The 11,634-nt window shown below is 68.6% G+C and carries 8 protein-coding genes and 2 pseudogenes; 4 read left to right on the top strand and 6 right to left on the bottom strand.

From position 1 onward, the window contains the following. Nucleotides 1–126 (top strand): annotated as a pseudogene (locus FJV41_RS54340) (ATP-grasp domain-containing protein); the annotation flags it as partial. Nucleotides 127–669: 543 nt separating this feature from the next. On the opposite strand, the pseudogene FJV41_RS54335 reads toward FJV41_RS54340, so the two are convergent. Both FJV41_RS54335 and FJV41_RS43875 read right to left on the bottom strand, forming a co-directional pair. After that, a pseudogene (locus FJV41_RS54335) lies at nt 670–954 on the bottom strand (GNAT family N-acetyltransferase); the annotation flags it as partial. Between the two features lie 106 nt (nt 955–1,060). Beyond that, entirely contained in the window at nt 1,061–1,768 is a 708-nt protein-coding gene (locus tag FJV41_RS43875; protein WP_246137801.1) for a GNAT family N-acetyltransferase, read from the bottom strand. Between the two features lie 357 nt (nt 1,769–2,125). On the opposite strand from FJV41_RS43875, the gene FJV41_RS43870 reads away from it, so the two are divergent. Together FJV41_RS43870 and FJV41_RS43865 are read left to right on the top strand one after the other, a co-directional pair. After that, a complete protein-coding gene (locus FJV41_RS43870) occupies nt 2,126–2,725 on the top strand; it encodes a PH domain-containing protein (RefSeq protein ID WP_141648600.1) in 600 nt (199 codons plus the stop codon). After that, nucleotides 2,718–3,512 carry a PH domain-containing protein gene (locus FJV41_RS43865; protein ID WP_141648599.1) on the top strand — a complete coding sequence of 265 codons (795 nt, stop codon included), beginning with the start codon at nt 2,718–2,720 and terminating at the stop codon, nt 3,510–3,512. The genes FJV41_RS43870 and FJV41_RS43865 overlap by 8 nt, the downstream gene beginning before the upstream one ends. A 169-nt stretch (nt 3,513–3,681) precedes the next feature. On the opposite strand, the gene FJV41_RS43860 is transcribed toward FJV41_RS43865, so the two are convergent. From FJV41_RS43860 to ettA, 3 genes are all read right to left on the bottom strand, one after another. Further along, the gene (locus FJV41_RS43860; protein ID WP_141648598.1) at nt 3,682–5,322 is read right to left on the bottom strand and encodes a LysM peptidoglycan-binding domain-containing protein; all 1,641 of its coding nucleotides are present in this window, start codon (nt 5,320–5,322) and stop codon (nt 3,682–3,684) included. 433 nt (nt 5,323–5,755) lie between these two features. Continuing rightward, a complete protein-coding gene (locus tag FJV41_RS43855; protein ID WP_220137950.1) occupies nt 5,756–6,214 on the bottom strand; it encodes a hypothetical protein in 459 nt (152 codons plus the stop codon). Nucleotides 6,215–6,350: 136 nt separating this feature from the next. After that, complete coding sequence (gene ettA / locus FJV41_RS43850; protein WP_141648596.1) at nt 6,351–8,030, bottom strand: energy-dependent translational throttle protein EttA; 1,680 nt, start codon at nt 8,028–8,030, stop codon at nt 6,351–6,353. Between the two features lie 246 nt (nt 8,031–8,276). On the opposite strand from ettA, the gene FJV41_RS43845 reads away from it, so the two are divergent. Next, a complete protein-coding gene (locus FJV41_RS43845; RefSeq protein ID WP_141648595.1) occupies nt 8,277–8,708 on the top strand; it encodes a hypothetical protein in 432 nt (143 codons plus the stop codon). A 73-nt stretch (nt 8,709–8,781) separates the two neighbouring features. On the opposite strand, the gene FJV41_RS52785 is transcribed toward FJV41_RS43845, so the two are convergent. Then, nucleotides 8,782–11,634: carboxypeptidase-like regulatory domain-containing protein (locus tag FJV41_RS52785; RefSeq protein WP_181791351.1), on the bottom strand; the 2,853-nt coding region annotated here is incomplete at its 5' end.

Genomic DNA, 11,634 nt, shown 5'->3' with positions numbered 1-11,634 from the left:
ATGAACTTCGTCTTCATCTCTCCGCACTTCCCGTCCCACTTCTTCCACTTCGTCACCGCGCTGCGCGAGCGGGGCGTCACGGTGCTGGGCATCGGCGACGCGGCCTACGAGTCCCTGCGCCCCGAGCATCAGCCGACTGGACACACACGGCCCCCGGAGCATCACCGCGCAGCTCGCCCCCTGCTCCACCATGTCCCGCATGGCCACGCGCAAGAGGCGCTTCTGCTCCGCGCGCGGCACCGACGCGTGGAAGGCGAGCAGGTCCACCAGGGCGATGGTCAGCGGGCCCCGGGCATTCATCTGAAGCGTGTAGAAGTTGACCAATCCTCGCACGGCGCCGTCGCGTTCCAGGACGAGGGTGCGCGGCACGTCCCGGTACTGGAGCTGATGCGCGAGCCGCTCGGGCGTATAGGCGTATCCCAGGCTCACCGACTCCATCATCCGTTCCACCAGCGCCATGCACGCAGGCAGGTCCTCCGGACGATAGGGCCGGATGCCCTCCATTGTGTCCACGGACGGAGCGCTCCCGCGCAGCCACGGCCGCGCGAGCGTGAAGAGCGCGCGCTCGGCCGCCGTCTTGGACCAGCGCGCCACCGCCGCCGCGTCGAAGACGTGAAGCCACATGCCCAGCGTGTCGAAGGCCCGCAGGCCAGGAGTCTTCCTCCAGAAGCGCTCCGCCACACTGCCGTCCTCCATACAACCCAGCATGAGCAAGGCCCCGCGCTCGCGCTGACGCGAGGACATCGTCTCCGTCAGCTTCTGCCCCACGCCCGTTCCTCGGAACGCGGGGTCCACACTGAGCCAACTCCCGTACGTGCCTTCCACGGTACGAGTCCCCAGTCGGAGCCGGATGGGCTCCGCGAACAGGACTCCCGCCAGCTTCCCACCCGAGTACGCGGCCAGACGGTACTCTCGCGTCGCGAGCCTGTTGCCGAAGAGAAACCAGTCCAGCATCCGAGGCTGGAAGTCCGTCAGCGGCCCCTGCGCTCCGTAGTATTTGCCCCAGACGCGGTTGACGAACTGGGACGCATCCACCGCGTCCCCTTCGTAGGTCCGCACCTCAACCATGCAGGCGCTCCGACGGAGCGGGGACGCTGGCGGTCTGCGCCGGATGTGGACCGAACAGGTGCGTGTAGAGCGCGCGGGTGGAGGGCGTCAGCGCCTCCCACTCGGGAAGATGGATGCGCTCCGACTCCACGAGGACCTTCGAATAGAGCGCCTCGTAGACACGCTTCACCTTGCCCGGGGCGATGGCATCCACGTCGAAGGCGGGCACCAGGCCCACCAGCTTGAAGCCCTGGTTCTCCGCGTTGCGCTGCGCGCGCGCCGTCTTCAGCGTGGAGTAGTAGAGCACCACCTCCGCGCCGATGTTGCGGCCCACGATTTCCAGCGCCGCGGTGCCCAGGAAGCCGATGCCCAGCCCGCGCCGCGAGGGCTCCAAGACACCCAGGGCCGCGGAGAGCTGCAGCCCGCGCACGTTCCGCTCCATCGTCAGCAGGCCGATGATGTCCCCGCTCGCGCGGTCACGCACGAGGATGCCGTACAGCGAGCGGTCCGGAGACTCGCCTCGGAGGAAGAACTCCCGCTCGTAGAACGAGGGCTCCAGGTGACGACTCTCCGTGCCGACCCGGATGTCCGGATACCAGCTCTCCAGCAGGGCCGTCAGGCGAGGGAGGTCCTCCCGCGCGAGCTGCTCCGCGGAGCAGCCCTCCGGTGTTTCAATCCCCGACAACATCTCCTCAAGACTCAGCCAGCGCATCAGGTTCATGCGCGCCACGGTAGGGTGCGCGGATGCGGAGCAAAGACCCGCGGGCCGGAATCCTCGCGGGTCTGTTTTTGATGAATCAGCCCTGGCCCGCAATCGTGACGTGCTCCACAGGCAACACGTCTCGGAGTGGGGCACCGCCGAAGCGGCCTCTCGACTTCTCAAGGACCGCTGTCCCCGAGCCGACGAGCCCACGCCTCGCAAGGCGCCGCACGCGAGTCTCGGGCGCGGTGGACTGGTGGACGCAGCCTCATCCCGGGGGACATGACGGCACGGGTGGACCGGCGTATGAAATGGGTGTCGCGCCCACACGTTGGGAACAGACAGTGATTTCCGGAGGAGCACCCAGGTGAGCCCTTCATGACTCTCGGCGGTCCCGTGACTTCCCCGCCCGGCCCCCAGCCCGCGCTCGTGCCCGCGCGACCCGCCTCGCCGTGGAAGCTGCCCACGGTGCTGCAGCCGCACGCGAGCCTGCTCACCAACTACCTGCTCGGCTCGCTGCTGGCGGGACCTGGGTTCCCCATCCTCGCGCTCCTGCGCTACTTCAAGTTCCGCACGCTGCGCTACGAACTGGACGAGGAGGGCATCACCATGCGGTGGGGCATCCTCTTCCGACGCGAGGTGTCCCTCACCTATGCGCGCATCCAGGACATCCACCTGTCCAGCCATGTCGTGGAGCGGTGGTTGGGACTCGCGCGCATCCAGATTCAGACGGCGAGCGGCAGCGCCCAGGCGGAAATCACCATCGAGGGCATCCAGGACTTCGAGGCGATGCGCGACCTGCTCTACTCGAAGATGCGCGGCACCCGGGACCGGGGCTCCGCCGTGGCGAAGTCCTCCTCGCTGGCGACAGGTGAGTCGGAGGCACTGGCGGCCGCGCTGCGCGAGGTCGCCGCCGAGGTCCGCGCGCTCCGTCAGGAGCTGGGCGCGCGCAACGCGAAGGAGCAGGCGGATGAGTGACGTGCCCCACGCCTGGCTCCTGCGGTTCTTGAAGGTGGACCCCGAGCCCCAGCTCCCCGAGGGCACGGTGCGCGTGTTCCGCGCGGCGCCGCAGTACCTGCTCTATCGACGGGTGCTGCTGGGGTTCAAGCACGTGGTGGCCGTCGTGGGCGCGGTGGTGGCATGGGCCTTCCTGAGCCAGATGCTCACGCCCATGCTTCGCGGCCTTCCCGCCACGACGCTCGTGACGACGCTCATCTACGCGGTGGAGGTCGTCGCGTGGCTGGGCTTCCTGGTGCTGGTGCTGCCCTTGAGCTTCTTCGTGGTCCGGCTCGACTACGAGCTGCGCTGGTATGCGCTGACGGACCGGAGCCTGCGCGTCCGCGAGGGCGTCATGTCGCTGCGGGAGAAGACGATGACCTTCGCCAACATCCAGCAGATCTCCATCCAGCAGAACCCCCTCCAGCGGATGCTGGGCATCGCCGACGTGAAGGTGGAGACGGCGGGCGGAGGCAGTGGCTCGCGCTCCCGCGAGTCGGACACGGACATGCAGGAGCACCTGCACGAGGCCCGCTTCCGAGGCGTGAGCAACCCCGAGGCGATTCGCGACGCCATCATGGAGTGCGTGCGGCAACACCGGGACACCGGCCTCGGCGAGCCCTCGGAGCTTGCCACGAACCCGGCGCCCACAGTCGGGCCGGCCCCATCGACACTGGAGGCGGCGCACGAAGTGCTCGCCGAGGTCCGCGCGCTGCGAGGCACGCTGGCGGAGCGACCTGCGGCGCGCGCGACTCCTCGGGCGTCGTGAGCGGCACGCCTGGCCGGTGCGCTGGCGGGGACGCCCTCTCGCCTCGCTCGACTCCTCGGAACTCGTGAGCGGTGCCGACGAGCCACGCCGCTCCAGTTCTTGGACATGAAGAAGCCCGGTCGGCCACCTGGGCCGCCGGGCTTCTGTCCTTCCGCGCGGCAGGCGACGACTACGCGTTGGGGCGAATCATCGACACGTCGAACTGGCGGCCGACGACGTAGCCCGTGCGGGGCCCCGGGCGGGTGAGGCCGCCAGTGTTCTCGTCGACGTAGAAGCGGTTGTTCGGGTTGGTGTCCGCGCCACGGCTCTGGTTGCGCGTCGCCGGGTCGTTGAACGTGTAGTAGGTGCGGCCCTGCTGGTCCACGCCACGACCGGTGATGACGACGAAGTGGTCGGTGATGCCGTCGGCGTTGCCCACGTTGGCGGTCGACTTGTGGTTGACGCCCACGACGACCGGCTTGCCCGCGGCCAACTGCTGGTCGATGTAGTTCCGGCCGCGCTCCGCCGCCTGGCGGTCCACGGTGATGCCGTTGGGGCCCTCGCCCGTGGCGACCTGGATGCGGCGGGTGACGTCCGTCACGTTGGCGCCGCTCTGCCGAGCCATCGCCGTCGCCGCGCGGAAGCACGCCTTGTCACCAGCGCGCTCCACCTGGCTGGCGTCGTACTGGCTGATCCACGGGGTGCGCGTCTGCACGGCCGCGCGGTCGGTCGTCGCCGCGACGCGCTCGGTGTCGTTGAGGTTCGTCGGCGTCGCGCCGTTGGTCGTGGTGGTGGGGCGCTCGGAGGCCGGGCGCGGCGTGGGCGCGGCCGTGGGGCGCTCGGAGGCCGGGCGCGGCGTCGGGGCGACCGTGGGGTTCTCCGAGACGGGGCGCGGCGTGGGCACCGGGACCTGTCCCTGGGGAACACCGTCGGCCTGCGTCGTACCGGAGCGATAGCCACGCGCATCCAGCGCCGTGACGAGCGCCGTCTCGCGGCGCGTCTGGTCGGCGCGCAGGCGGGACTCGCTGTGGTTGAAGCCAGCGGCGCGCAGGACACCCTGGTCGTTGCGGTACGCGTTCACGCGCGCATCGATGAGCGAGTCGCGGGTGACGCCGCGCGGGTCCTGCGCCAGCCGGGGCATCTCACGGTTGATGAAGTTCTGCGCGGCGCGAGGCGACTGGGTGTGCAAATCAAAGTACGTGGACGCCAGCAGCGCGTTGTTCGGATCCAGGCCCGCGGCGCGGGCGGCGGCCTCGTAGCGCGGCGTGGCGTTGGTCAGCTCGCGGTTCCAGATCTGGTCGGCCTGCTGCGGGGTGTTGGCGCCCGTGCCCTGATAGGAGAACGAGCCACGGTTGTGCGCCGCGTTGCCCGGGTCCGTGTGGCCGCCGTAGCTGGCCGTGAAGGAGCCGTCCGGACGGCGGTTGCCCTCGGAGGTGCCGACGACGATGGCCGCCTCGGAGTTGGAGCCGCCGCGGGTGAAGGCGCCCAGGTCCTGGATGTTGCGGTAGCCGTTGTTCGTCCCCGACGCGTTGGGGGACGTCAGGCCCGCCGCCGCGGTGGTGCCCGCGTCAAAGGTGTCGCCGGGGTTCTGCCGCGCGCCCACGTTGGTCTGCGTGGGGTTGGCCGTCGTGCCCTCAAACCCGTCGCGGGCCGAGGGAAGCTGGATGGTCGTCCCCGCCCGAATCCGGTTCGGGTCGGCGATGTTGTTGAGCTGGGCCAGCGCATCCACGGTGGTGCCGTTCCGGGCGGCGATCTTGCTGAGCGTGTCGCGCTCCCGGATGCGGTAGCTGTTGCTGTTGTCCCTGTTGCTGACGTTGTTCCTGACAGTCATGTGGATGGCTCCCTATGAGGTCCGAGGCGCCCCTCCCCAATCACTGCCACCTGGGAGGGCATCCACAGACACCTCCCGGATTTTCAAGATCATCCGCGAAAAGTTGCGAACCCACCGAACTTCGCCCTGCCCCAGAGGGAGCGCTACAACCCCGCACGGGCTGTCCGCCTATTAATGCAACGCGTTAATCCAGTAAATCCGGAGAGCCCGTGACCAATCCGTCACAATTCATGTTCAGCCTCACGACTATTTTTTGATCAAACTGATGCAATCAATTGCGGGCCGGGAGTCTGGGCTGACCACGAGGGTGTCTGTCCTGAAGACAACAATGCCCCGCCGGCCGAAGCCAGCAGGGCACTGTGATTGAAAAGATTCCATACTGCGGTATCCACGTCAGCGCGGCTTCGGACGTGGGAATCCGCGGGACTGCCGGCTACTGGCAGTTCGCGGGCTCCTTGCAGGAGTACGTGCGGGTGATGCTCATGCGGAAGCCATCCGTGCGGTTGGGACCCAGCGGGACGCAGGTGCCCAGGGAGTCAGAGATGGCGCAGCCACCCGCCGGGCACCTCGCGGCCACGGTGGAGGTCAGCAGGCTGCGCGCCTGGGTGGCCGCGGCGCCGCAGGTGGCCCCTTCACCAGACCGGGTCGCCGTGTAGCGCGTCGTGCCGCAGGTACACGCCGGAGGACAGTAGGTGCGCACGCCGTCGCACTCCACCCAGCCACCGTTGTCAGGGCCCGAAGTACAGCCTGTCGTCGGAGAGGAGCACGTCACCGGCGTCCCGCTCGGACACGTCTGCTCCACACTGCAGAGCGCGGCCTCGGACGTCTCCAGCGAGCCAGTCTCCTCGCCGCTCACGTCCCCCGCGTTGCAGGCCGCCAGGCCCAGCGCCACGGCAATCACTCCACTCCACATCCATCCGAGTCGAAGGTTCATTCCCCAACGGTAGAACCGCCAGTGAACCTTCATCAACCCCCGGAAACCCGGGGCTCCGCTCCCTCTGGGAGAGAGCGGAGAGATTCCCGTCTGACTAGTTCTTTGAAATGGGGCGGTAGCGGATGCGGTGCGGCTCCAGGGCGTCGGGGCCCAGGCGCTTCTTCTTGTCCGCCTCGTAGTCCTGGAAGTTGCCCTCGAAGAAGAACGCCTTGCTGTCGCCCTCGAAGGCGAGGATGTGCGTGGCGATGCGGTCCAGGAACCAGCGGTCGTGGCTGATGACCACCGCGCATCCGGCGAAGCTCAAGAGCGAGTCCTCGAGGCTGCGCAGCGTCTCCACGTCCAAATCGTTGGTGGGCTCGTCGAGCAGGAGCAGGTTGCCGCCGCTCTTGAGCATCTTCGCCAGGTGCACGCGGTTGCGCTCGCCGCCGGACAAATCCTTCACGCGCTTCTGCTGGTCCTGCCCCTTGAAGGCGAAGCCCGCCAGGTACGCGCGGCTGGGCACCTGCCCCGCGCGGCCCAGGTCCAGGTGGTCCAGTCCGCCGCTGACCTCCTGGAACACGCTGTTGTCGCCGTTGAGCGCGTCGCGGCTCTGGTCCACGTAGGCCATCACCACCGTCTCGCCAATCTTCAGCTCACCCGCGTCCGGCTTCTCCGTGCCCGTCATCATCCGGAACAGCGTCGTCTTGCCCGCGCCGTTGGGGCCGATGACGCCCACGATTCCGCCCGGCGGCAGCTTGAAGTTCAAATCGTCGATGAGCAGCCGGTCACCGTACGCCTTGCGCAGCCCCTTGGCCTCCACCACCAGGCCGCCCAGCCGGGGGCCGGGAGGGATGATGACCTCGCCGGTGGCCTCGCGCTTGTCCTGCGTCTGGTTGAGCATCTCCTCGTACGCGGAGATGCGCGCCTTGCTCTTGGCCTGACGGGCCTTGGGCGACTGGCGCACCCACTCCAGCTCGCGCTTGAGCGTCTTCTGCCGCTGGCTCTCCGACTTCTCCTCCAGCTCCAACCGCTTCTGCTTCTGCTCCAGCCAGCTGGAGTAGTTGCCCTTCCAGGGCACGCCCTCGCCGCGGTCCAGCTCCAGAATCCACTCGGCCGCGTTGTCCAGGAAGTACCGGTCGTGGGTGATGCAGACGATGGTGCCCTTGTACTCCTTGAGCGCGACCTCCAGCCACGCGACGCTCTCCGCGTCCAGGTGGTTGGTGGGCTCGTCGAGGAGGAGCAGGTCCGGCTTCTCCAGCAGGATTCGGCACAGCGCCACGCGGCGCTTCTCACCGCCGGACAGCTTCGTCACGTCCGCGTCGCCCGGGGGCAGGCGCAGCGCGTCCATGGCCATCTCAATCGTGCGGTCCAGCTCCCACCCGTTCGCCGCGTCGATGGCGTCCTGGAGCCGGCCCTGCTCGGCGAGCAGCTTCTCCATCTCCGCGTCGCTCATGGGCTCGGCGAACTTCGCGCTCACCTCGTTGAAGCGGTCCAGCGAGGCGCGAATCTCCTTCAGCCCCAGCTCCACGTTGCCCTTCACGTCCAGCGAGGTGTCGAGCTGCGGCTCCTGCGCCAGATAGCCGACCTTGGCGGTCGGGTCCGGCTTCGCCACGCCGAAGAACTCCGTGTCCACGCCGGCCATGATGCGCAGCAGCGTCGACTTGCCGGAGCCGTTCGGGCCGATGACGCCAATCTTCGCGCCCGGGAAGAACGACAGGTAGATGCCCTTGAGGATCTCCTTGCCATTCTTGACCTTGCGCAGGTCCTGCATCGTGAAGATGAAATTCTGGGCCATCTGGGGCTTCCTGCTCTGGAGCGGGTGGGGGCTCGCGGATACCAGGGTGGAACAGCGCACTCAAGGCGAGAGAGTCCCGCGGTCACCCACCCTCTCTGCACCGGACGTCCGCCGCGAAGCACCCGGGCCCTCGTCAACCGCGCCTTCGGTCCGCACTGAACGATTCCATCAATATCCAGACTTCATTGAATTGTTTGAATTACACCCTTAGCCTCCCGCCTCCATCCCGTTGCCCTGGAGGCAGTCATGAAGGTTTCGCCGAGCGTCCATCTCCCCCTGGTCCTGGCCGCGGCCCTGCTGTCAGTGGCCTGTGGAGGCGCGCTGGAAGAGGGGCCCGACGAGGTGGAGGAGACGGCCATTGCCCAGGGTGAGCAGGCCCTGGCGCCGCTGGCCTCGAGCATCTCGTTGTGCACCCCGCAGGGCGCCACCAGCCCCACCGCCTTCCCGTCGTTCCGGTGTCTCGGAAACGCCAGCGGCGGCACGCCCCCGTACAGCTATTCGTGGACGGGCCTCACGCACAGCCTCGTCACGTCGTGGACCACCAACACGGCGAGCTCGCGGGTCAGCGGGCTCTGCGACCCGGACGTGACGGCCCGGGTGGAGTTCACCGTCACCGACTCGCTGGGCGCCACGGCCTCCGCCACCCGGTCCTTCTTCTGCTTCGTCGTCGTGCCCTGACGCGCACACCGCGCACCGCCTCCGAGGTGTAACCCCCGGAGGCGGTGTCGGTCCGCTTCACCTCACCCGTGACTCAGAACGGGCACGGGTCGGCGGGCGTCCACCCGGAGATGCCCGCGTTGCCCAGGACGTTGGGCTGGTGCGGCGTCGTGCTCAGCCAGAAGTTCTGGTACGTGCGCTTGGCGTGGGGCATGCGCCGGAACGGCGAGCACACCGCGAAGTAGATGCTGCCTCGCTCCTGGAAGTCGTTGTTCGTGCCCGCCAGGCTCCAGTACCGCCAGCTCAACTGGTTCTCACGCGTGCTGTGGCAGGCGCGGCATGACGGCCCCTGCACCTGGAGGTACTCGTTCGTCTTGCCAGCCAGCGCCCAGTTGGGCTGCACGTAGGTGGAGTTCTGCGTCGCGGAGGGCAGCGTGGCCCCGCCGTACCAGCCCTGCACCAGCTCCTGGATGGTCGTCGTCACGTTGGTCTCCAGCACCGCCTTGTTCAGCTCCCGGAACTGCGCCTCCTGGCTCGCGCGGGAGAACGGGAAGATGCCGCTGACGGGCGGCGATTCGATGGTGGAGTAGCGATAGCTCTCCAAGTCGAACGGGATGAAGCGCGCGTTGAGGTCCCCGCGCGGGTCCGCGGAGAACGGGTCTCCGGCATGGCAGACGTTGCACAGGTGGGGCACGTACTTGTCGCCGTTGCCGTCCAGGTCCGCGCGGTCCACGCGGTTGCCCACGGCGTCGAAGACGTAGAACTTCGTGTACTGCGCGCCCGGCAGCGTCGGATGCGGGCTGTACTCCATGGCCACCGTGGCGATGGGCGCCACGTTGGCGGTGGCGAAGTCCACGCTGGCGTGGTTCGTCACGTAGAAGGCCCGGTTCGCGCCCGCGCGCTTCATGTGCATGCTGCGCCCGAAGCCCAGGTCCCCGTTGTTGAAGTAGTAGGCCGTGGCGTCGTCCGCGCCGAAGCCGTTGAGCGTCTTCCACGTGGCCAGCGTCAGCTTCGCGCTGCCGGGGTCGATGGCCGCGTAGTAGGCCGCCGCCGTCACCGCGGAGCCATCGCCGTAGTTGTTGAGGAAGTCGGTGCCGGTGGGCACGCCCAAGGTCAGCGTCACGTCCGACGTGCAGACGGAGTACGGATAGGGCACCGTCAAGGCGTTGGTGCTCGAGTTGCCAGGCCCCGTGGTCGGGTTCACCGTCGCGGTGCTGATGACCAGCCCGTTGGAGTCGAGCACCTCGATTTTGATGACGGTGCTGGCCGGCAGTCGGGTGACGGCGTTGAGCGCCGCATCCAGGGTGGTGGTGTACACGGTGGGGGTGATGGTCCCGTTGGGGATGGTGAGGCGCACCGTCAGCGGCACCGGCAGCCGCCCGGTGTCGATGTGCACGCGCATGCAGTCCGCGCCCGTGGAGACGATGTCCGCGTTGAACACGGAGAAGTGCGGCACCGCGCCCACGTACGAGTCCCCCTGCAGGAACAGCGTGCCCTCCTCGCCCCATACGCCCTTGCTCTCGTCGTAGAACCACAGCGGCATGGACTCGGGCAGGCCCGCGGGCAGCTCCGCCTGCCTCGGGTCCACGGGGAAGAACACCTGCGCGGGCGTCTCCTTGCGCAGATTGAAGCGACGGCCCTCGTCATCGAAGATGTTGACGTCCAGCGCGCCGAAGCTCGTCAGCGTCACCACGTTGCCCTCTTGGGTCACCGCGGACAGGTCTCCGGGCATGCGGCCCTCCGGGTCCCTCAGGTCCACCGGCGCGAGCCACGCCGTGAGCGGCTGGTTCGCCGGATTGCCTTCCGCATCCACCAGCGAGTTGGCCTGGAGCCTGAGCACCACGGGGCGCTGGTCGCCCGACACGCTCGCCTCCAGCGTCATCTCCTCCTGGGGAATCAGCGTGAAGCGCTGCGCGGGCACCAACCGGTACTGCCCGTCCGGCGCCTGGTCCAGCAGCACGCGCGACAGGAGCTGGAAGCCGGTGGCGCGCACGTTGAGCACGTACCGCGCCGACTCCTCCACCATGAGCTGGAAGCCGCCCCGAGCGTTGGTGATGGCCTCCTTGTTTCCCACCGTCACCCGCGCACCGGCCACCGGCTGGTTCAGCGCGTTGAGCACCTGCCCGCCGAAGTACGCCACCGGCCCCTGCGTGCTCACGCGCACCTCGCTCGTCGCCACGCCACCGCGTCCGTCGGAGGCCACCGCCCAGACGCTGAAGCGCCCCTGCGCCGAGGGCAGTGTCCACAGCACGTCCGCGTTGGGCTGCGCCGACACCGCGCCCGAGCCCGCGGACGCCACCCAGCGCCACGTGAGCGCGTCACCATCCGAATCGCTCGCCAGCGCCGTCAGTCGCAGCGTTTCACCCGGCTGCGCGTTGCGCACAGCCTGCGTGCCCCGCCACGCCACCGGCGCGCGCAGCACCGGCCGCGCGTTGCGGAAACTCAGGTCCCGCCGCACCACGACGCTGCCCACCTGCACCGACGCCGCCGCAAGCTCCGCCTCCACCCGCGCCACCACGTTCCAGCTTCCCGCAGGCGCATCACCCACCGCGTACTGGCCCAGGGCATTGACCTGCACCTCCGAGGACACCGTGGCGTTGGTGGCCGGATTCACCAGCCGCACCCGCGCCGCGACATTCACGCCCAGGAAGTTGTTGCGCGACAGGGGCACCGAGCCATCGCGCAGGAGCGCCCGTCCCCACACCAGCGGACGCACCGGCACCAGCGGCAGGTGGATGGGCATCACGAACGTCTCGTCCGCCAGGCTGAAGTTCGTCGTCTGGCATCCGCTCACGAAGCCCGGCGCGCTCCAGCACAGCCGGTACGTTCCCGCCGGCTGACGCGGCACCCCGAAGAAGCCATGCACGTCCGAGAACACGTGCACGCTGTCCACGCTGGTCGCGACGTTGCGCACCCACAGCTCCACGTTGGGCAGGTACACCCGCCC

The sequence above is a fragment of the Myxococcus llanfairpwllgwyngyllgogerychwyrndrobwllllantysiliogogogochensis genome (assembly GCF_006636215.1).
In the GTDB taxonomy this organism is placed as follows: Bacteria; Myxococcota; Myxococcia; order Myxococcales; family Myxococcaceae; genus Myxococcus; species Myxococcus llanfairpwllgwyngyllgogerychwyrndrobwllllantysiliogogogochensis.
This window is presented reverse-complemented; position numbering and strand designations above follow the sequence as displayed.